The organism is Streptomyces iakyrus (genome assembly GCF_000717055.1).
Classification (GTDB): Bacteria; Actinomycetota; Actinomycetes; order Streptomycetales; family Streptomycetaceae; genus Streptomyces; species Streptomyces iakyrus.
The window spans coordinates 65574-86458 of sequence record NZ_JNXI01000006.1 but is presented as its reverse complement, the minus strand read 5'-3'; the positions used below and the strand labels follow the sequence as shown (position 1 = coordinate 86458).

The following is a 20885-nucleotide window of genomic DNA, read 5'->3' as shown; positions in this document are numbered from 1 at the left end:
TACGAGCCGAGAGATCCACACCGAAGTGAACGACCGTCAGGGTGGGACTGCCGACGGTCCTCACGAATCGCGGGCCGCGCCCTCCACCGGCGGCGCTTCCCCTCAGGCCGGCACGGGCACCGGCGCCTCCGGCCCCACGTACCGCGCCACGGGCCTGATGATCTTCGTGTCCTCCGCCTGTTCCAGGATGTTGGCACTCCAGCCCACCGACCGGCCGGCGGCGAAGGTCGGGGTGAACATCTCGCGGGGCAGACCGCAGAGTTCCATGACCACGCCCGCGTAGTACTCGACGTTGGTGTGCAGCTCCCGCCCGGGCTTCAGCTCCGCCAGGATCGCCTCGATGTGACGCTCGACCTCGACGGCGAAGTCCACCCGCGGCCCGCCGAACCCCTGGGCGACCTCGCGCAGCATCCGGGAGCGCGGGTCCTCCGTGCGGTAGATCGCGTGTCCGAACCCCATGATGCGCTCGCCGGCGAGCACCCGCTGACGCACCCAGGGATCGATACGGTCCGGGGTGCCGATCGCGTCCAGGGTGTCCAGGGCCCGGCTGGGCGCGCCTCCGTGCAACGGCCCCGACAGCGCCGCCACCGCCCCGGCCAGGCAGGCCGCCACGTCCGCGCCCGTCGACGCGATGACCCGGGCCGTGAAGGTGGATGCATTGAATCCGTGATCAATGGTTGAGATCAAGTATTGCTCGATCGCCCGCGCGTGCCGCTCGGTCGGCACCGAACCGGTCAGCATGTACAGGTAGTTCGCCGCGTAGGTCAGGTCCTCCCTCGGCTCCACCGGTTCCAGCCCCTTGCCCAGCCGGTGCAGCGCGGTGAGCAGCGTCGGTACGGCCGCGGCCGCCTCGATCGTGTCCCTCCGGCGCCGGTCGGCGTCGATGTCGTACACGGGGCGGAATCCCTTGGCCGCACCCAGCAGCGACAGCGCGGTACGCATCCCGGCCAGCGGCCCGGAGCGCCCACCGGCCGCGGCGATGGCCGGCAGCGCCGCGCGCACCTCGTCGGGCAGGCTCCGCAGCGCCGCCGTCTCGGCCGCGAAGGCCGCACTCCGCTCGGCGTCCGGCAGTTCGCCGTGTACGAGCAGATGCCAGACGTCCTCGAAGCCGCGGGTCCGCGCGAGGTCGACGGCGGAGTACTGGCGGTAGTGGTAGAAGCCCTCCAGACCGCGGACATCACCGATCCGGGTGTCGGTGACGACGACACCGGCAAGCCCCCGGGGCGCTTCGACAAGAGTGGCTGCTGACCTGTTCACGGACATGACTTCCTCCCTGGACTTGATTCGACTGTCCATGATTGACTAAAGCTCTGTCAATATTGATTGAATCAATATATTAATCAATGGTCCGCAGGACGGATACGGTGGCCCCCATGCGCGATCAAGAGCCCGCCCCCCAGGGCACGGAACGACGGTTGAGCACCAAGGAGGCCGCCGAGCTGCTCGGCGTGAAGCCGGAGACCGTGTACGCGTACGTGAGTCGCGGCCAGCTCAGCAGCCGGCGGGTGAGCGGCGGCCGGGGCAGCACCTTCGACGCCGGGGAGGTCGAGGCACTCGCCCGGCGCAACAGGCGGGAGAGCACCGGCGGTTCCGGCTCCGGCGGCGAGCTGTCCGTCCGCACCCGCATCACGCTCATCGACAGCGACCGCTACTTCTTCCGCGGTGTCGACGCGGTCGACCTGGCCACACGGCACACCTACGAGGAGGTCGCCGAGTGGCTGTGGACGGGCCGGATGCTCCCGGGCAGCACGTTCACCGCGCCGTCCGCTTCCGTCGCCGTCGCCCGCCGCGCCGTCGACGCCCTGCCCGAACACGCCGCTCCCGCCGACCTGTTGAGGGTCGCGACGATCGCCGCCGCGACCGCCGATCCCCTGCGGTTCGACCTGTCGGAAGGCGCCGTACTCGGCACCGCGCGCACCCTCATCCCCACGCTCGTGGCCGCTCTGCCCCCTGCGGGCCACCGGCTCCGCGACGAGGGCCCCCTGGTCCACCGCCTGTGGTCCAGGCTGTCGGTGCACGAGGACCCCGACGAGGCCTCCCTGCGTGCCCTGGACACCGCCCTCGCCCTCCTCGTCGACCACGACCTGGCCGCCTCCACCCTCGCGGTGCGCATCGCCGCGTCCGCCCGGGCCCACGCCTACGCCGCGGTCTCCGCCGGGCTCGGCGTGATCGAGGGCCCGCTGCACGGCGCCGCCAGTGGGCTCGCCCACCGGCTGCTGATGGACGTGCTCGACCAGGGCGACGCGGCACCCGTGATCGCGGACGAACTGCGCGCCGGCCGCCGCATCCCGGGCCTGGGACACCGGCTCTACCCCGGCGAGGACCCACGCGCGCGTGCCCTGTTCGCCCTCCTGGAGCAGATCCCGCGCGCGGAGCCCGCTCTCCTCGCGGCCCGCGACATCGTCGAGACGACCGCCCGGCACTCTCCCCTGCACGCCAACGTGGACCTGGCCCTGGCCGTGCTCACCGTGTCCTGCGGCATGGCCCCGAGCGCAGGCGAGACGATCTTCGCGGTGGCCCGGACGGCGGGCTGGATCGCCCACGCCCTGGAGGAGTACGGCGAGCGCCCCCTGCGGATGCGCCCGAGCGGTCTCTACGCAGGTCCGAAACCGCCGCAGCCACTGCCGGAGTAGCGCCGGCCGGGCCCGTGAGTCACCATGGCCGAAGTCAGGTTAGGCTCACCTCTGTGAGTACGTGCTCAAGCGTCTCCCGGGACTTCGCCGAGCCCGTTTCGGGAACCGCGGCCACCGCGAGGACCTGGCTGTTGCTGGAACAGCCCGGTCCGTGGGGTGCCAAGGCGCTCACCTCGAGCCACCTGGACCCCGCCCTGGGGCGTGCCCTGGAGGCGGCCACCAAGGACACGGGCGTACGGATCGCGCTCATCCGCCGCCCCGGGCGCCACGCGGACCGCCGCATGCCCGCGGCGCGCCGGGTGTACGCCGCGCACGTCGTGCCGGGCAACGTATGGCTGCACAGCGCCTCGACCCCGGACCCCGGAGAGCTGCTGGGCCTCGACTTCGCCGCGCTCGGCCGGGGGGACCACCGCTCGTTCGGCGCGCTGCTCGGCGGCCGGCCCCACGACGGTGACCCGCTCGCCCTCGTCTGCACCAACGGCAAGCGCGACCGCTGCTGCGCCCTTCTGGGCCGGCCGCTCGCGGCCGAGCTGGCGACCTCGGGGGTCGAGGGCGTCTGGGAGGTCACCCATCTGGGTGGTCACCGCTTCTCCCCCACGGTGCTCGTGCTGCCGTACGGATACGCGTACGGCCGGGCCGAGGCCCACTCCCTCAAGGAGGTCCTGCACGGCGCCCGAGAGGGGCGGATCGTCGTGGAGGGATGCCGGGGCAGCTCGGCCTGGGACCGGCCCGGCCAAGCAGCCGAGCTCGCCGTGCGCACCAGGGCCGGCGAGTACGACGCCGAGGCTCTGAGCGTCGTGCGGACGTCCGGCTCGGCCCCGCGCTGGGAGGTGACCGTCGCCCACGCCGACGGACGCCATTGGCAGGTCGACGTGGCCCAGGGCGCGGCCCTGCCGGCCCGCCCCGAGAGCTGCGGGGCGTCCGTCCTCGGTACGCCCGCACGCATGGACGTGGTGGCGGTGCGCGAGGTGAGGATGACAACCTCACTGGCCAGCTGACCGTCCGGCTCGCCTCGGGCACACATTGATGCCGCCTCCGTACACATTGACCGGGAGATCCACGCCACACCCGTCTAGGGACGGCGGCCGGGCGCACGTACGGTCTTCGGTATGAGCCCCACTCCCCCCGCACGCCGCCTGCGCCTCGGCCTGCCCCGGCGGGTGTTCTCGCAGGTGCTGCTGATGCAGGTGGCGATCGCCGCGGGAGTCGCGGTGCTCGCGACCGGATTGTTCCTCGCCCCCCTCAGCAACCAGCTCGACGACCAGGCCATGCGCCGCGCGCTCGCGATCGCGCAGACGACCGCACAGCTGCCGGACCTGGCTGAGGACGTGCGGGACACGCCGCCCTCGCCGGACGGCCCGGTGCAGCGGGAGGCGGAGCGCATCCGCAAGGCCACCAAGGCCGAGTACATCGTGGTGATGGACTGGCGGGGCGTGCGCTGGTCACACACGGACCCGAAGCAGATCGGCGGCATCGTCTCGACCGACCCCGGGCAGGCCCTGGCCGGCAAGGACGTCATGGAGATCGACAGCGGCACCCTGGGCCGCTCCGCCCGGGGGAAGGTGCCGCTGCGCGACAGCGACGGCACCGTCGTCGGCGCGGTCTCGGTCGGCATCGCCTACGACAGCGTCCGGGCCCGGCTGATCCACGCGATCCCCGGGCTGCTCGCCTACGCCGGCGGTGCCCTGGCCGTGGGCGCGCTGGCGGCGTGGCTCATCTCCCGGCGGGTCCACCGGCAGACCAGGGACCTGGCCTTCTCGGACATCGCGGCGCTCCTGTCGGAACGCGAGGCGATGCTGCACGGTATCCGCGAGGGGGTCGTCGCCCTGGACCGCACCGGCCGCATCCGTCTCGTGAACGACGAGGCGCAGCGCCTGCTGGGCATCGGGGAAGCGGTGGTGGGCCGTTCACCCGACGAGGCGCTCGGCGCGGGCCGTACGGCCGATGTGCTGGCCGGGCGCGTCACCGGCACGGATCTGCTCACCGTGCGCGGCCAGCGGGTGCTGGTCGCCAACCGCATGCCCACCGACGACGGCGGCGCCGTGGCCACCCTGCGCGACCGCACCGAGCTGGAGCAGCTGGGCCGCGAACTGGACTCCACCCGCGGTCTGATCGACGCCCTGCGGGCCCAGGACCACGAGCACGCCAACCGTATGCACACGCTGCTGGGGCTGCTCGAACTGGAGATGTACGACGACGCCGTCGAGTTCGTCGGCGAGGTCGTCGGTGACCACCGGGCCACCGCGGAGCAGGTCACCGAGCGGATCGAGGACCCGCTGCTCGCCGCCCTGCTGGTCGGCAAGGCGACCGTCGCCGCCGAGCGGGGCGTCGCCCTGGGGGTGTCGGACCGGACCCGGCTGCCCGACCGGCTGGTCGACCCGCAGGGGCTCGTCACCGTCGTGGGGAACCTGGTGGACAACGCCCTCGACGCGGTCGCCGGCAAGCCGCACGCGCGCGTGGAGGTCGAACTGCGCGCCGAGGGGCGTACGGCGATCCTCAGAGTGCGCGACACGGGTCCGGGAATCCCGCCGGAGCACCGGGAGTTGATCTTCACCACGGGATGGTCCACGAAGGAGCCGCCGGCTCACCGCGAGCGGGGCATCGGACTCTCCCTGGTGCGCAGGCTGGCGGAGCGGCAGGGTGGCAGCGCTACGGTCGGCGAGGCGCACGGCGGAGGCGCGGAGTTCACCGTCGTCCTGCCCGAGGCGCTGGCCGGACCGGGTCCCGAACCGGCCGTTTCGACCGTGCCGTCCGCACCGCAGACCGCCGAGGAGGGGTCGTGATGATCGAAGTCCTGGTCGTGGACGACGACGTGAGAGTCGCGCGGGTCAACGCCGCCTATGTCGAGAAGGTACCGGGCTTCCATGTCGCCGGAGAGGCCCACAGCGCCGCCGAGGCGCTGCACCGGCTGGAGACGCTGCCCCGGCTTGACCTGGTGCTCCTGGACCACTACCTGCCGGACGCGACGGGACTCACGGTCGTCCAGGAGATGCGGCGGCGCGGCGACCAGACCGACGTGATCATGGTGACGGCGGCCCGGGACGTCTCCACCGTGCAGGCGGCGATGCGGCACGGCGCACTGCAGTACCTGGTCAAGCCGTTCGCCTTCGCCGGCCTGCGCGCCAAGCTGGAGGCCTACGCGGAACTGCGCCGCACCCTGGACGGCGGCGGAGAGGCGGAACAAGCCGAGGTGGACCGCATCTTCGGCGCCCTGTCGGCGTCCTCGGAGCCCGACCTGCCCAAAGGCCACTCCCCCACCACCGCGGAGCTGGTCCGCCAGTCCCTGATGCACGCGGACGGGCCCCTGTCCGCCCAGGAGATCGCCGAGCGGACCGGAGTGAGCCGCCAGACCGCCCAGCGCTATCTGAAGCTCCTGGAACGCACGGGACGGGCCAGGCTGACCCTCAAGTACGGCGACGCGGGCCGCCCGGAGCACCGCTATGTGTGGGCGACCCGCGGCTGAGGCGACATCCCGCGGCGTTTCCACGAACCGGCGACGGCTCCCCCTCGACCGTGGCGTCGGCGGCACCGCCGCTACGCCGCTCCCGCACCCGTCAGCGACCGCACCTCTGTCTCCGCGTGCTTGACCTCGTCCGGTACCTCCGCCGAGGTGACCGTGCCCAGCCAGCCCGCGAGGAAGCCGAGGGGGATCGAGACGAGACCCGGGTTCTGCAGAGGGAAGAGCTGGAGGTCGATGCCCGGGAAGAGCGAGTCGGGGCTGCCCGAGACCACCGGTGACAGCACCACGAGCACCACCGCCGGGGCCAGACCGCCGTAGACCGCCCACACGGCACCCCGGGTGGTGAAGCCGCGCCAGAACAGCGAGTAGAGCAGCACCGGCAGGTTCGCCGACGCTGCGACGGCGAATGCCAGGCCCACCAGGAACGCCACGTTGAGATCCCGCGCCAGCAGACCGAGCGCGATCGCCACCGCACCGACACCGACGGCCGCGATACGGGCCACCGTCACCTCGCTGCGCGGCTTCCCGCCCCGGCGCCGCAGGGACGCGTACAGGTCGTGGGCCACGGACGCCGAGGAGGCGAGCGTGATGCCGGCGACCACGGCGAGGATCGTGGCGAAGGCGACCGCGGCGACGATCGCGAAGAGAACCGTCCCGCCGGTGGATCCCGCACCACCGCCCAGATCGAGCGCCAGCAGCGGAACCGCCGTGTTCCCGGCCGCGTTCGAAGCGCGCACCGTGTCCGGCCCCAGGATGGCGGCCGCACCGAATCCGAGCACGATCGTCATCAGGTAGAAGCCGCCGATGAGCCCGACGGCCCAGACGACCGAGCGGCGCGCGGCCCGCGCGGTGGGCACGGTGTAGAAGCGGGACAGGATGTGCGGCAGCCCTGCCGTGCCCAGCACCAGAGCCAGCCCCAGACTGATGAAGTCGAAGCGGGCGGTCCAGTCCTCGCCGTACTTCAGCCCGGGCGCCAGGAACGCCGCGCCGTGCCCACTGCGCTCGGCTGCCGTGAGCAGCAGCCGGTTCAGGTCGCCGTGGAAGCGCATCAGGACGAGCGCCGTCAGCGCGATGGTGCCGCCGAGCAGCAGGACGGCCTTGACGATCTGGATCCACGTGGTCGCGCGCATCCCTCCCAACGACACATAGATCACCATGAGCGCGCCCACACCGATGACGGTCCAAGCACGGGCCGCGTCGCTCGTGCCCCCGAGCAGCAGCGCCACCAGGCTGCCCGCTCCGACCATCTGCGCCACCAGATAGAGAACGGACACCGTGACCGAGGAGGTTCCCGCCGCGATCCGGACCGGCCGTTCCCTCATCCGGGCCGCCACGACGTCGGCGAGCGTGAACCGGCCGCAGTTGCGGACCAGTTCGGCGACCAGGAACAGCACCACCAGCCACGCCACGAGGAAGCCCACGACATACAGCAGCCCGTCATAGCCGAACAGCGCGATGAGCCCGGTGACCCCGAGGAAGGAAGCGGCCGACATGTAGTCACCGGCGATGGCAAAACCATTCTCCATGGGGGAGAAGAGCCGTCCGCCCGCGTAGAACTCCTCCGCCGAGCCACGCCGGTTGCGGCTGACCCAGGTGGTGATCCCCAGCGTGACGGCGACGAAGGCGCTGAAGAGCAGCAGCGCAAGCGTCTGGTGTTCTTCCGTCACGACGCACCGCCGCTCACGCCACGGGTCAGTTCCTGTGTGTCCCACCGCAGTTCGAGGGCGGCTCGGTCCCTGCGCAGCCGCGCGTGCCGCGCGTAGGCCCAGGTGAGAAGGAAGGTGGACAGGAACTGCCCGAGCCCCGCCACCATCGCGACGTTCACCGCTCCCGCCACGGGCCGCGCCATCAGCTCCGGTGCCGTCGTGGCGGTCACGACGTAGCCCACGTACCAGGTGAAGAACGCCACGGACGCCGGCACCACGAACTTCCGGTACCGCTGCCGCACCTCCTGAAAGGCCGCACTGCGCTGCACTTCCAGGTACACGTCGGCCGCCGCGGCCTCCGCATCGCCCTCCGTCCGTGCCGACGGGACCACCGGCTGGGCTTGGGCCTCGTCGGACGACTCGCCCCAGCCGGAGGCGAGGGCGTCGTACCAGGGATCGTCGTACCTGAGCTGTCCGGCCTCCTCGGCCGGGACCGGTTCATGACCGTCGAGAGGCTCGACCCGGCTCTCCTGGCCGGCCCCGCCGCCGCAGGGACGGCCCTTGCTTGGCTGCATGCCCAAGGATGGACAGAACGGGAAGATGTCTGACTCTTCTTCCCTTCACACTTCACCCCATCAGGTGACTAACCCGCTGGTGGCCGCACGAGTCCCTTTCCGTAGGCGTAACGCACCGCCTGCGCACGGTCCTTGAGCCCGGTCTTGGTGAAGAGGTTGTTGATGTGGGTCTTCACGGTCGCCGTGGGTGGATCACGGGTGGATCCCCGACCGGGTGTCTCTCCACCCGAGGGTGGAGAGACGTCTCGGTACGGCCGGAGCGGTCCAGGTGGCTCAGACAGCCCGGACCGCTGCCGACCGGTTGCGTGACCCGGCCGTACGCGGCAACAGCCAGGCGCTCCGGCTACGCGTCGATCCGCGACCGGTCCAGCGTCGCCGCCGAGTTGGAGATGAACTCCTTGCGCGGGGCCACGTCGTTGCCCATGAGCAGATCGAAGACCTGCTCGGCGGCCTCCAGGTCGGAGAGGTTGATCCGGCGCAGGGTGCGGTGGCGCGGGTCCATCGTCGTCTCGGCCAGCTGGTCGGCGTCCATCTCACCGAGACCCTTGTAGCGCTGGATCGAGTCCTTGTAGCGGATGCCCTTGCTCTGGAACTCCATGAGCGTGTCACGCAGTTCGCGGTCCGAGTACGTATAGACGTACTTGTCCTGCCCCTTCTTCGGCTGGACGATCTCGATGCGGTGCAGTGGCGGCACCGCCGCGAAGACCCGGCCGGCCTCGACCATGGGCCGCATGTAGCGGTGGAACAGCGTCAGCAGCAGGGTGCGGATGTGCGAGCCGTCGACATCGGCGTCGGTCATCATGATGATCTTGCCGTAGCGGGCTGTGTCGATGTCGAAGGTCCGGCCCGAGCCGGCTCCTATGACCTGGATGATCGCGCCGCACTCGGCGTTCTTCAGCATGTCCGTCACGGACGACTTCTGGACGTTGAGGATCTTGCCGCGGATCGGCAGCAGCGCCTGGAACTCGGAGTTGCGAGCGAGCTTCGCCGTGCCGAGCGCGGAGTCTCCTTCGACGATGAACAGCTCGCTGCGGTCGACGTCGTCACTGCGGCAGTCGGCCAGCTTGGCGGGCAGCGAGGAGGACTCCAGGGCCGTCTTGCGGCGCTGCGCGTCCTTGTGCTGCCGGGCGGCGATACGCGTGCGTGCGGCGGCGACGGCCTTCTCCAGCACAACCCGGGCCTGCTGGGCGGCATCCCGCTTGGTGGACGTCAGGAACGCCTTGAGTTCCTTCGTGACCACGTTGTTCACGATGCGGCGGGCCGCCGAGGTCCCGAGGACCTCCTTGGTCTGGCCTTCGAACTGCGGCTCGGCGAGACGCACGGTGACGACCGCGGTCAGGCCCTCCAGGGCGTCGTCCTTGACGATGTCGTCCTCGGCGACGCGCAGGAGCTTCTTGGCGCGCAGCACCTCGTTCATCGTCTTGGCCACGGCCTGCTCGAAGCCCGCGACGTGGGTGCCGCCCTTGGGTGTGGCGATGATGTTGACGAAGGACCGGAGCGTCGTGTCGTAGCCGGTCCCCCAGCGCAGCGCGACGTCGACACCGAGTTCACGGGTGACCTCGGTGGGCGTCATCTGGCCGTGGTCGTCCAGGACGGGGACGGTCTCCTTGAAGGTGCCCTGCCCGGAGAAGCGGAGGACATCGCAGACCGGCTTGTCATTCGCCAGGTACTCGCAGAACTCGCTGATCCCGCCGTCGAAGCGGAAGGACTCCTCGCCCTTGCTGCCGCCCTCGCCAAGCCCGTACTCGTCGCGCACGACGATGGTCAGGCCGGGCACCAGGAAGGCGGTCTGGCGGGCGCGCTGGTGCAGCGTCTCCAGGTTGAGCTTGGCGTCCTTGAGGAAGATCTGGCGATCGGCCCAGTACCGCACGCGGGTGCCGGTGCGGGTCTTCGGGATCTTCCTGGCCTTGCGCAGGCCGCTCTTGGCCTCGAACTTGGCCTCGGAGCCGTTCCCGGCGAAGGCGCCGGGGACACCGCGCCGGAAGCTGATCGCGTGGGTGTGCCCACCGCGGTCCACCTCGACGTCCAGCCGGGCGGACAGGGCGTTCACCACGGAGGCGCCGACGCCGTGCAGACCGCCGGAGGCGGCGTAGGAGCCGCCGCCGAACTTGCCGCCGGCGTGCAGCTTGGTCATGACGACCTCGACGCCGGAGAGGCCGGTCTTGGGCTCGACGTCGATCGGGATGCCCCGGCCGTTGTCCCGGACCTCGACGGAGCCGTCGTCCTGGAGGATCACCTCGATGTGGTCGCAGTACCCGCCCAGGGCCTCGTCGACGGAGTTGTCGATGATCTCCCAGACGCAGTGCATCAAGCCACGGCTGTCGGTCGACCCGATGTACATACCCGGGCGCTTGCGCACGGCCTCGAGCCCCTCGAGGACGAGCAGGTGCCGCGCGGTGTAGTTGGAACCGTCCCGGTCGGCTCCTGCCAGCAGAGCTGTGGACGGCACGGACGTCTCGGCGGTCACGCGGTTCGCTCCTCGCTGAATTTCAGATGGGGCCCTCATGGGTAAGGGCGCGGCTTCGGTCACCGGTGAGAGGGTACCGAGGCCTGGTAGAGCCGTTGTAACGCCACCCTCGTCGGAAACTCAGACTAGTCCACACTCGCATGCGTGTTCGATCCCTCGATGGAGTGAAGTACACATCACGTTCCCTTCCAGGCATGAACCATTTAGGCTCCGGGCACGTCCTCATGAACAACCGGCAACCCAGCCGGGAGGACCGACCACCGATACAACGCGAAGCCCCGTAAGACACATAGACACGCAATACGGCACATTCGCCGCCAACCGGCAGCAGACAGCCGCCTCGCAAAGATTCTTTCGAGGAAAAGCCACGAGCGGGAACGTTTTGGGGCTGGTTGGATGTTGACCCTGGTACGACAGCTCGTCGAGCTAGAGAAGAGGCGACGTGACTACTGTTCTGACCCCTGCGAGCCAGTTGACGGCCGCTGATCGCTGCGACCGCTGCGGCGCCCAGGCGTACCTGCGCGTCGTCCTGCTCAGCGGTGGAGAACTGCTCTTCTGCGCCCACCACGGGCGCAAGTTCGAGCCGGAACTCAAGAAGATCGCCGCTGAGATACAGGACGAGACGGAGCGGCTCACGTCCGTTCCCGCGAACGCCTCCGAAGAAGAGCGCTGACACCTCGCGTCCGACGACGAGCCAGCCCGGCACAGGCCGGTGAACGGGCGGCTGTCTCTGGTCACCACCAGAGACAGCCGCCCGTCCTCGTCCTCCGGACCGGTCCGGACTCCGCCGGACGCCTCATACACCTTCCGAGGCTCGTGCCCACCCGAGCGTCCGCATGAGGTAGGACACCCGCATGTACACACCGGGGTTGCCGGCCTCGCCACAGCCGATCCCCCAGGACACGAGCCCGATCAGCCGCCCCCGGGCCACCAGCGGCCCTCCGCTGTCGCCCTGGCAGGCGTCCCGGCCCCCCTCGGCCTCCCCGGCGCACAGCATGCTCGTGGCGTCGTAGGTGCCGTCCATGCCGCCGGGATACGCCTCCTCGCACAGGGCATCGGAAAGCACGCGCACGCGCGCCGCCCGCAGACCGTCCGGGTAGTCGCCCGTGCCCGAGGTATCACCCCATCCGTACACCGTCGCGGTCTCACCTGCCGCGTACGCGGGGTCACCGTCCGCCGCCATCCTGATGACCGAGTCGCCCTGGAGCGGTTCGGCCAGGGTGAGCACGGCGAAGTCCCCGGCGTTGCCGTGACTGCCGTAGGCCGGGTTCACCCATGCACGGCGCACGGCGATCTCGCGCCCCTCACGGCCCGAGAGCAGGTCGGTGCGGCCGGCTATGACCTTGAGGTCCCGTACGCGCTCGAGTGGCACGCCCAGGACGTCCTCGTCCAGGCAGTGGGCGGCGGTGAGCACGGTGGTGCGGCCGACCGCCGCACCCCCGCAGAACTGCCCCGCGCGCGTACCCCCGAACCGGTCACGACTGGACAGGGCCACCGTCCACGGACTCTGGGACACCTCAACGGGAAAGCCCCCTATGACCACGCTGTCGGCGGCCACAGGGGCGCTGACGCCCATGGACAGCGCAGATACCGCGGCCGCCAGTGCCAGCGGCAGGACCAGAGCTCGAGCCAGTCGACGACGCATACACACTCCTCACTCCGTGTTGTCATTGGGACACCCAGAGTGATTCACCTCGTGGAACCCCGCACCCGCGGAGGGGGACGGCACTGCGAAGGCCCGGCCCCCCTCGGGGAACCGGGCCTTTCGTGTCGTACGGCTTCGCTCAGTCGAGGTAGTCGCGCAGCACCTGCGAACGGGACGGATGGCGCAGCTTCGACATGGTCTTGGACTCGATCTGACGGATCCGCTCACGCGTGACGCCGTAGACCTTGCCGATCTCGTCGAGGGTCTTCGGCTGGCCGTCGGTGAGGCCGAAGCGCATCGAGACGACGCCCGCCTCACGCTCGGACAGGGTGTCCAGGACGGAGTGCAGCTGCTCCTGCAGGAGCGTGAAGCTGACCGCGTCGGCCGGGACGACCGCCTCGGAGTCCTCGATGAGGTCACCGAACTCGCTGTCGCCGTCCTCGCCCAGCGGGGTGTGCAGCGAGATGGGCTCGCGGCCGTACTTCTGGACCTCGATGACCTTCTCGGGGGTCATGTCGAGCTCCTTGGCCAGCTCCTCCGGGGTGGGCTCCCGGCCCAGGTCCTGGAGCATCTGGCGCTGCACACGTGCCAGCTTGTTGATGACCTCGACCATGTGCACCGGGATACGGATGGTGCGGGCCTGGTCGGCCATGGCGCGGGTGATCGCCTGACGGATCCACCACGTGGCGTACGTGGAGAACTTGTAGCCCTTGGTGTAGTCGAACTTCTCGACCGCGCGGATCAGACCGAGGTTGCCCTCCTGGATGAGGTCCAGGAAGAGCATGCCGCGGCCGGTGTAGCGCTTGGCCAGGGAGACCACCAGACGGAGGTTGGCCTCCAGGAGGTGGTTCTTGGCGCGGCGGCCGTCCTCGGCGATGATCTCCAGCTCGCGCTTGAGCTTCGGGGCCAGCTTGTCGGCGTTCGCCAGCTTGTCCTCGGCGAACAGCCCGGCCTCGATGCGCTTGGCGAGCTCGACCTCCTGCTCGGCGTTGAGCAGGGGAACCTTGCCGATCTGCTTGAGGTAGTCCTTGACCGGGTCGGCGGTGGCACCGGCGGCCGCGACCTGCTGGGCGGGCGCGTCGTCCTCGTCCTCGTCGGAGAGCACGAAGCCCGCGTTCTCGGTGGTGCCCTCGGGCTCCTCACCGGCCTTGCCGGGCGCTGCCTCCTCGAGCACCTCCTCCTCGAGAATCTCGGCGTCGTCCTTCTTGGCGCTGGTCTTCTTGGCGGCCGTCTTCTTGGCGACGGTCTTCTTCGCGGCAGCCTTCTTGGCGGTCGCCTTCTTGGCAGCCGCCTTCTTGGCGGGCGCCTCCTCCTCGACGGCCGGCTCGGCGGCGGGCGCCGCCGGCGTAGCGGTGGCGGTGGCCTTCCGGGTGGTCACCGCCTTGGCCGCGACCGTCTTGGTGGCGGTGCGCTTGGCGGGACTCTTCGCTGCGACGCTCTTTCGGGTGCGCTTGGGCTCTGCGGCACTGACCATCAGCGTCACACCCTCTTCCTCGAGGATCTGGTTGAGGCTGCGCAGTACGTTCTTCCACTGAGTGGCCGGAATCTGGTCAGCTTCGAAGGCCCGACGCACGTCATCGCCGGCGATCTGCCCCTCAGCCTTTCCCCGCTCAATGAGCGCCATGACAGAGACGGACTCGGCGATCTCCGGCGGGAGCGTACGGGATGTGCTGGCCGACACGAACAACCTCTCGGAACGTTGGAAAACGGCTTCCGGCCCCGTCCACAGAGGACAGGAGCCGACCGCCGGCTTGGGGATGGGCCGACGGCGCGGGCGGGGGCCGGGAAGATGCACAGCGCCGTGAACGGCGTCCGTATTCCCTCCGCGGCTGTCACCTCTTAGGTCATCGCGTTCTTCCCGCGAGCGTTACGCCCAATCCGCGTGGCCCGAGTCACACCCCGTAAGCGAACGAAAACGGTCAGACGCTGACAGAAGAGGTCACATGCGGTATCGACTCGGCCGCCTCGCCATGCCTCGATCCCTTCGCGCCGTCGGACCCCGCAGGATCACTGGGATCCCACGAGGTCCGACGGGAGGCGGATCACCGGTCAGGCACTGCCACAGGAGGGGGGTGGCACACCCGGCCGCGCCGCCCGCGGAACTCGGTCAGTGCTCGCGCGGGGCGGGCACGACCCGTTCCACCTCGGGATTGATCGTGAGGAGTTGGCGCATGGCCGCCTCGGCCGCCGCACCGTCTCCAGTGGCGAGGGCGTCGCAGATACGGCCGTGGTGCGCCAGGGACGCCTCATTCGGCCGGTCACACCCCGTGACCGGCCCGCCCGAGACCTGAAGGGCCGCGGACACGATCCCGGAGAGGTGCTCCAGCATGCGGTTGCCCGCGACCTGGATGAGCAGCGAGTGGAACTCCGCGTCGGCGCGGGAGAAGGTGAGCGCATCACCCTGAGCCATCGCGTGCCCCATGATCTCGACCATGTCCGCAAGGCGCTGCTGGACGTCCTCGCGCCCGTGCCCGGCCGCGAGGCGGGCGGCGAGCGGCTCGATCGTCCACCGCAGCTCGCTCAGCTCGCGGCGCTGGTCGTCGCGCTGGGGCCCGAAGGCCCGCCACTCGATGATGTCCGGGTCGAGGAGGTTCCAGTCGCTGACGGGGCGCACGCGCGTGCCGACGTTCGGGCGGGCGCTCACCAGACCCTTGGCCTCCAGGACGCGGAGCGACTCTCGGACGACGGTGCGGGAGACCTCGAAGCGCTGGCCGATCTCCTCGGGCACCAGCGGGCGGTCGGCACCCAGGTCGCCGGAGACGATCATCTGACCGAGTTGCTGAACGAGTTGGCCGTGCAGCCCGCGTCCGCGGCTGCCCGCGGCGCGTCGGCCCACACGGCCCAGCTCGGGGTCCCCGCCGTCCCAGGCAGGGGCCCCGACGCGGTCGACGGCGGGCGCCTCGGCGTACGGGTAGCGGTCGAGTTCGCCCGGGCTCGCGAGGCCGGAGTCGGCGGAGCGGGCGGCGGTCATCATGGTGTGCGCAAGGGTACTCACGCATCCTTTGTCGGCCTCGTCTCCAACTCCCTTGAGGTCTTTGGTGAAAAGCACACGAAAGGGTGATCGCTCACCGCGTCGCAATTGACGCCTTATCGGAAAGAAATGGGCGTTCTGCGGGGAGTTGTGGGCATGGCCGGACCAAGGGTTACGGACAGTCGTCACCGGAAGCGGCTGCGCAGGCCCGTCAGCAGATACGCGCAGAGCAGCGCTGTCAGCGACAACGTCAGTGCCCCGCCCACGGGTTGGGAGATCACCTCGAGCGCGGCCTCCAGGTAGCGCTCTCCCCCGAAGGGCCATCGCGGCAGGAGAGCCTCTCGCAGCCGCATGGGCAGTCCGGCCGCGGTTCGCACGGACGGTCCGTTCACGAGCTGGTGCACGACGGGCACGACGAGGAGGGGGACGGCTGCGACGGCGGCGAGTCCGGCGGTGGTGGACCGGAAAACGCCGGCGGCGAGTACACCGGCCCAGGCGCAGCCGACTACGAGTCCGATCCAACTCGCACTCATGGGGAGCCAGTCGGTGGGAACCTGGGCGAGCTCCCGTCCGTAGACGAGATAGAGCACTTCGGCGTCGCAGCCGACGGTCAGGACGGCCAGCACCAGCGCGGTGACCGAGGAGACGAGCAGTTTGGCGGCCAGGAGCCCCAGCCGGCGGGGTACGGTGCCGCGGTCCGCCGCCAGGGCGGGGTGGCGGAACTCGTCGCCGAAGGACAGCGCTCCCAGCAGTCCCGCGCCGAGCGCCGCGGGCGGCAGGGGGAGCTCGCGCGGCCACGCGGCCAGCAGGCGCGGCTGAGGCGTGTGGCCGATGCGTGCGAGCACGACGGCGGTCACCGCAGACACGGCCAGCACGACGGCCCCGGTCAGGAACCCCGTGCCGATCCCGGCGGCACGGCGGATCTCGTAGCGCAGGGGGCGAAGGGGGCTCGGGGCCGGGCGGACGGAGATGGGGGGTGGCAGAGGAGGCAGCGCATCGAGCGTGCGTGCGGGGCGGGTGCCGGTAGGGAGCAGCGTTTGGGGCGCGGAGGACACGGTCTCCGCGACAGGTCCGTCGCTTGACCGGCCGGCCGAGTGGGCGTCCGGGAGTTCTGGCGGCTCGGCGGCAGGGTGCGGATGCCCGCGGGAAGGCGACGACTCGTCCGTGCCCGGTTCCGGCGCGCCCGTGCCGGATGGCGGCTCCGGCATGGGCCGCGGCTCGGTGGAGACGACCGCAGGGGCTGCGGAGGAGGCCGACGGCTCTGCGGCTTGCCTGGGTGCGGTTTGCCCTGGTGCGCTTGGTCTCGGAGCACCTTGTTCTCGGGCACCTTGCTCTGGTGCGCCGCATTCTGGAGCACGTCGCTCTCGGGCACCTTGCCCTGGTGCGCCTTGCTCACATGCGCCCTGCTCTGGTGCACCCTGCTCTGTCGCGCCCTGTCTCGGTGAGCCTGACGAAGGTCCCGGCTCAAGCGGGGACCGTGACCCGGTCGTAAGAGCCGTGGGATCGGTCACGAACGGTCTCGACGGGTCGAGAGGCGACGCTGCTTCTGAGGGCCGCGGCATACGGTCCGCCCGGTGCGTTCCGGTGAGGTGCCCTGATGCGGCGAGGGTCCGGTCACGCGGCCCACTTGTCCGAGGGGAGCCCGCACCGGGCCCCATGTCTCCGGTCTCATCGGCGAGTTGGTGAACCACGATGCCGTGGCGGAAGGCGACCTCGCCGATGTCCGCGCAGGTACCGCCGTACACCGAGAGACGGTTGCCCCCCTCTCGGACGACCTCGACCGAACGCTGCGAGGTGCGGGCCTGCTTGGCCAGGAGAACGGCCAGACGGGCCGCGTGAGGGCTGCGTACGGCGACCCGGGGTCGGAGGCGGGTGCGCGAGAACTCCGCGACGTCCTGGTCGGCCACGAGCCTGCCCTGTTCGAGGGTGACGACGTGATCGGCGGTGCGCGCGGCCTCCTTGGGGTCGGCCGTGGTGAAAAGGACCGTGCCGCCCTGGGCGGCGTGGGCGCGCAGCATGTCGTGCATCCAGGTGCTCTCGCGAGTGGACAGTCCGCCGGCCGGATCGTCGAGGACGAGGGTGTGCGGGTCCGCCAGGAGGACGCAGGCCAGGCCCAGGCGGCGGTCCATGCCGCGGGAGAGGGTGCCGAGGCGTTCGTCGCGCAAGCTCACGAGCCCGACCGCCTCGAGAACTTCATCGGCACGCCGGACCGGGACCCCTGCGGCAGCGCACAACATGCGCAGATGACCGCGGACCGTGCGGGCGGGATGCCCCGGCACGTCCCCCAGCAGCACGCCCACCTCGCGCGAGGGATGGGCGATGCGGTGCAGGGGGCGGCCCCTGAAGTGGGTGATGCCGCGACCTTGTTGCAGTTCGAGCATGAGTCTGAGAACCGTCGTCTTGCCGGCGCCCGGCGCTCCGAGCAGCGCGGTGGTCCGGCCCGCGCGTGCCTCGAAGGAGACGTCGTCGGCTGCGGGCGGAAGCTCCTTGCGGGGATTGCTGGTCAGTCCGAAGGCCTGGATCACCCGTAGCAAGATAGCGCGCTATGTCCGGTTTTTCGGGCACCACAAGCCTGCCTCAGGCATGGCCCTCACCGTGACCGGGCTGCGGGCGGGTGGAGTTCCGGACCCGGGGGCCGCACGCGCCCGGCCGCCGCTCACACCTCGGGGCGCAGCATCGGGGGGTTGAGCAGCGTCGCACCACCGGCACGGAAGAGCTGAGCCGGGCGTCCGCCCTGGCGGGTGGTCGTCCCGCCGGTGGGCACGAGGAACCCGGGGGTACCCGTGACCTTGCGGTGGAAGTTGCGCGGGTCGAGCGCCACGCCCCACACCGCCTCGTAGACACGGCGCAGTTCCCCGACGGTGAATTCGGGCGGGCAGAAGGCGGTGGCCAGCGACGAGTACTCGATCTTGGAGCGGGCGCGCTCCACTCCGTCCGCGAGGATCTGAGCATGGTCGAAGGCGAGCGGCGCGACCGGCTCGGCCTCACGCCCGTAGCCGCCTTGCTGCAACAGTTCCTCGACCGGGGCCCACCGCGCGTTGCTGGCGTCCCCGCCTGCTCTGGGTGCGGGCAGGTCGGGGGCGAGAGCCAGGTGCGCGACACTGACGACCCGCATCCTGGGGTCCCGCTTGGGATCTCCGTAGGTGGCAAGCTGCTCCAGGTGTGCGCCGTTGTCCTGCGCCGGGACGGACGGGTCGTGGACGCCCAGTCCGGTCTCCTCGGCCAGCTCACGCCCCGCCGCCTGCGCCAGGTCCTCATCGGCCCGTACGAAACCGCCGGGCAGCGCCCAACGCCCCTGGAACGGCGGTTCGCCCCTGCGTACCGCCAGCGCGCACAGGGCATGGCGGCGCACGGTCAGCACGACCAGGTCCACGGTGACGGCGAAGGGAGGAAACGCTGACGGGTCGTAGGGCATGCGGCGATCATAGTCGTCTGCCTGACGATAAACACTCCCTTCGCCCGTCCCGTCGCTTACTGATCGTCTTCTGTCCGGCAGGGACTGCACCGCCTGCCCTCCGGTGCTGAAAATGGCGCGTCGTCGCACGTCACACCCCCAGTTGCAGCTCGTCGGCCGCCTCCTCGACCATGGCGAGTCCCAGTCGGCTGACCCGTACGGAGAACGGGGCGCCCGCCACCCGCAGTCCCGTGAAGCCGATCTCCCCGAGGGGCGCACTGCGCACGGGGCGCAGGGTGACCGTCCCGGCCGGGGCGTCGGGGCGGATGCCGACGAGTGTGGTCAGCAGCAGGACTCCGGCGGCCGCCGCTGTGGCTGCGGGGCGGCAGGCTGCCGGGTGCGGGAGCGGAGCACCCCCTTCCGTACGCTGCTCCCCCGCGTACATCTCGGGCAGCCGGTAGGAGAACGTCTCGGCAGCCACGAGTACGCCGCGCAGGAGTGAGCTCGCTTCCTTCTCGTAGCCGGCGGCTGCCAGTCCCGCCACGGCGAGTGCCGTCTCCTGGATCCGTACAGCTCCTGCGCGGTGGCCGAACGGATTGAATCCCGGCTCCTTCGCGCCCAGTCCGCGCAAGCCCCACCCCGAGTCCATGACCGGGCTGCCGAGCAGCCGGGCGAGGTGCTCGGTCCGGACCTTGTCGAGCAGACCTGGTGCCGGCTCGCCCCCGCCCAGCAGACCCGTGTCGAGGAGGTGCACGGCGGCCGCGCCCAGGTGGGGGACCGGGCTGCCGTCCGGTCTGCGGGCTGCCGCGGGCCGGCCGCCCCCGCGATCCTCGACCCAGAAGTCCTCTCGGAACGCGGTCCGCAGGGTTTGCGCCCACTGCCGGAGTGCCGCTCCCCCTCCCCGGCCGCAGGCATCGAGGAGGTCGGCGCCGAGCAGCGCGGCACGGTGGGCGTGGGCTTGTGTCTCGCAGCGGACTGACCCGCCCTCGTTCGCGTCGCGCAGGTAGGGGCCGTCGCCCACGGTGGTCCGCAGCCAGGCCAGGCAGCGCTCGGCGGCGGGCAGCAGTTCTTCCGTCTCCCGGTCGGGAAGGCCCCAGCGGCGGGCCTCGGCGAGCAGGGCGGGGAAGAGCAGGGTGGCCTCTGTTCCGGTGCACTGCGGCAGAAGGTGCGGTCCGGCGTCCCGTCGAGGGCCTGGGATCATGCCGGACTGTTCTCCGGGTCCGGAGAGTTGGGTCCGGGCGAGGATCCTCAGCGTCCCCGCGGCGAGGCCGGTGCCGAGCGGCAGTGCCATCCGGGCGGCGACGAGTGCGTCGGCGGGGGCCAGACCGCAGCGCCAGGGCGCCCCGGCTGCGAGGTGAGTGTCGGCGGGGTTCGCCGCGTCACGCAGGAGGAGGGCTTGGAGGTCCTCGATGCTCGTCCGCAGGAGGGCGGGGACTCTCAGGTCGTCCCCCTCCGCGTGCGCGGCGGCCAGTGGGCTGGTCGCCGCTCGTCCCACGGCTCGGAGGGGTCCTGCGCCGTCCGGCCGCACCCGCAGTTCGACGGTTCTGCTGGAGCCGGGTGGCAGGTCGAGCTCCCACCGCAGCAGCCCGGTCGAGGCTAGGGCGTCGGCGGGAGGCGGTTCGGCCGTGACGGACGCGTTGCCGGTAGCGCAGGACCAGCGCAGGCCGGAGCCGTGGACAGTGGCGGTGAGTTCGGGCCCTGCACTCCCGGAGGCGATCGCCCCGAGGTCGGCGAGATCCGTGCCCAGGACGATCTCGACCGGCAGTCGCAGCGGGCGGGAAGCCGCACTGTGCAGGGTGATCCGCTCCGTGCCGTCCGCGAGGCGGTTGCGTTCCACGATCACGTCCGGGTCCGGGCCTGCCTGGGGTGATGTGCGGAGAGTTCCCACGAACCGGGCGCGGTCGGCCGAGGCCATCCGGGCCTGTACCGCGAGGGGTTCTCGCCCGGCGACGCGGATCTCGCACCGGGAGAGCACGCGCCGGCCGGCCCGGTAGAACCCCTCCAGCCCGCGGCCGGTCAGCTGCCCTCCTTCGGTCGAGATGGCGAGGCCGGGAAGGGCGACACAGATCATCGCGGTGTGGGCGGGGGGTAGGT

15 protein-coding genes and 1 pseudogene are annotated in these 20885 nt (G+C 71.0%); 5 read left to right on the top strand and 11 right to left on the bottom strand.

The genetic code is table 11. The annotated features are described in order from the left end of the window. Positions 1–102: 102 nt before the first annotated feature. Positions 103–1263: a citrate synthase gene (locus tag OO68_RS12295; protein ID WP_033308334.1), complete on the bottom strand. Its 1161-nt coding sequence runs from the start codon at positions 1261–1263 to the stop codon at positions 103–105. Positions 1264–1373: 110 nt separating this feature from the next. Between OO68_RS12295 and OO68_RS12290 the strand changes: the two genes are divergently transcribed. The 4 genes from OO68_RS12290 (at position 1374) to OO68_RS12275 (ending at position 6096) form a co-directional block, all read left to right on the top strand. Further along, complete coding sequence (locus tag OO68_RS12290) at positions 1374–2633, top strand: citrate synthase (RefSeq protein ID WP_033308489.1); 1260 nt, start codon at positions 1374–1376, stop codon at positions 2631–2633. A 53-nt stretch (positions 2634–2686) separates the two neighbouring features. Further along, positions 2687–3631: a ferredoxin family protein gene (locus OO68_RS12285; RefSeq protein ID WP_033308333.1), complete on the top strand. Its 945-nt coding sequence runs from the start codon at positions 2687–2689 to the stop codon at positions 3629–3631. A 111-nt stretch (positions 3632–3742) separates the two neighbouring features. Beyond that, complete coding sequence (locus OO68_RS12280) at positions 3743–5416, top strand: sensor histidine kinase (RefSeq protein ID WP_033308332.1); 1674 nt, start codon at positions 3743–3745, stop codon at positions 5414–5416. Then, complete coding sequence (locus tag OO68_RS12275) at positions 5416–6096, top strand: response regulator (RefSeq protein ID WP_033308331.1); 681 nt, start codon at positions 5416–5418, stop codon at positions 6094–6096. The genes OO68_RS12280 and OO68_RS12275 overlap by 1 nt, the downstream gene beginning before the upstream one ends. Before the next feature lie 71 nt (positions 6097–6167). On the opposite strand, the gene OO68_RS12270 is transcribed toward OO68_RS12275, so the two are convergent. The 4 genes and pseudogenes from OO68_RS12270 to OO68_RS12255 form a co-directional block, all read right to left on the bottom strand. Then, the gene (locus tag OO68_RS12270; protein WP_033308330.1) at positions 6168–7760 is read right to left on the bottom strand and encodes a monocarboxylic acid transporter; all 1593 of its coding nucleotides are present in this window, start codon (positions 7758–7760) and stop codon (positions 6168–6170) included. Next, entirely contained in the window at positions 7757–8314 is a 558-nt protein-coding gene (locus tag OO68_RS12265; RefSeq protein ID WP_033308329.1) for a DUF485 domain-containing protein, read from the bottom strand. The genes OO68_RS12270 and OO68_RS12265 overlap by 4 nt, the downstream gene beginning before the upstream one ends. Before the next feature lie 68 nt (positions 8315–8382). Then, a pseudogene (locus OO68_RS45380) lies at positions 8383–8499 on the bottom strand (response regulator transcription factor); the annotation flags it as partial. Between the two features lie 158 nt (positions 8500–8657). Further along, on the bottom strand, positions 8658–10781 hold the full coding sequence (locus OO68_RS12255; RefSeq protein WP_033308328.1) for a DNA gyrase/topoisomerase IV subunit B: 2124 nt from the start codon (positions 10779–10781) through the stop codon (positions 8658–8660). A 442-nt stretch (positions 10782–11223) separates the two neighbouring features. On the opposite strand from OO68_RS12255, the gene OO68_RS12250 reads away from it, so the two are divergent. Further along, positions 11224–11454: a DUF7455 domain-containing protein gene (locus OO68_RS12250; RefSeq protein WP_033308327.1), complete on the top strand. Its 231-nt coding sequence runs from the start codon at positions 11224–11226 to the stop codon at positions 11452–11454. Between the two features lie 123 nt (positions 11455–11577). Here the strand turns inward: OO68_RS12250 and OO68_RS12245 are convergent, their stop codons facing one another. From OO68_RS12245 to OO68_RS12220, 6 genes are all read right to left on the bottom strand, one after another. Further along, positions 11578–12426 (bottom strand): S1 family serine peptidase, encoded by an 849-nt coding sequence (locus OO68_RS12245; protein ID WP_033308326.1) that lies wholly within the window; start codon positions 12424–12426, stop codon positions 11578–11580. Between the two features lie 139 nt (positions 12427–12565). Further along, on the bottom strand, positions 12566–14107 hold the full coding sequence (locus OO68_RS12240; protein WP_033308487.1) for an RNA polymerase sigma factor: 1542 nt from the start codon (positions 14105–14107) through the stop codon (positions 12566–12568). A 426-nt stretch (positions 14108–14533) separates the two neighbouring features. Then, positions 14534–15421: a FadR/GntR family transcriptional regulator gene (locus OO68_RS12235; RefSeq protein ID WP_078625257.1), complete on the bottom strand. Its 888-nt coding sequence runs from the start codon at positions 15419–15421 to the stop codon at positions 14534–14536. 161 nt (positions 15422–15582) lie between these two features. Further along, positions 15583–17922 carry an ABC transporter ATP-binding protein gene (locus OO68_RS12230; RefSeq protein WP_033308324.1) on the bottom strand — a complete coding sequence of 780 codons (2340 nt, stop codon included), beginning with the start codon at positions 17920–17922 and terminating at the stop codon, positions 15583–15585. A gap of 131 nt (positions 17923–18053) precedes the next feature. Next, complete coding sequence (locus OO68_RS12225) at positions 18054–18812, bottom strand: NUDIX hydrolase (protein ID WP_033308323.1); 759 nt, start codon at positions 18810–18812, stop codon at positions 18054–18056. Between the two features lie 130 nt (positions 18813–18942). After that, complete coding sequence (locus tag OO68_RS12220; protein WP_051814599.1) at positions 18943–20862, bottom strand: glycogen debranching N-terminal domain-containing protein; 1920 nt, start codon at positions 20860–20862, stop codon at positions 18943–18945. Between the last annotated feature and the right edge of the window lie 23 nt (positions 20863–20885).

What these genes read in the sequence shown, in the direction of transcription:
- OO68_RS12295 (WP_033308334.1), bottom strand. Translation starts at nt 1,263, where the DNA reads ATGTCCGTGAACAGGTCAGCAGCCACTCTTGTCGAAGCGCCCCGGGGG.
- OO68_RS12290 (WP_033308489.1), top strand. Translation starts at nt 1,374, where the DNA reads ATGCGCGATCAAGAGCCCGCCCCCCAGGGCACGGAACGACGGTTGAGC.
- OO68_RS12280 (WP_033308332.1), top strand. Translation starts at nt 3,743, where the DNA reads ATGAGCCCCACTCCCCCCGCACGCCGCCTGCGCCTCGGCCTGCCCCGG.
- OO68_RS12275 (WP_033308331.1), top strand. Translation starts at nt 5,416, where the DNA reads ATGATCGAAGTCCTGGTCGTGGACGACGACGTGAGAGTCGCGCGGGTC.
- OO68_RS12265 (WP_033308329.1), bottom strand. Translation starts at nt 8,314, where the DNA reads ATGCAGCCAAGCAAGGGCCGTCCCTGCGGCGGCGGGGCCGGCCAGGAG.
- OO68_RS12245 (WP_033308326.1), bottom strand. Translation starts at nt 12,426, where the DNA reads ATGCGTCGTCGACTGGCTCGAGCTCTGGTCCTGCCGCTGGCACTGGCG.
- OO68_RS12225 (WP_033308323.1), bottom strand. Translation starts at nt 18,812, where the DNA reads ATGCCCTACGACCCGTCAGCGTTTCCTCCCTTCGCCGTCACCGTGGAC.
- OO68_RS12220 (WP_051814599.1), bottom strand. Translation starts at nt 20,862, where the DNA reads ATGATCTGTGTCGCCCTTCCCGGCCTCGCCATCTCGACCGAAGGAGGG.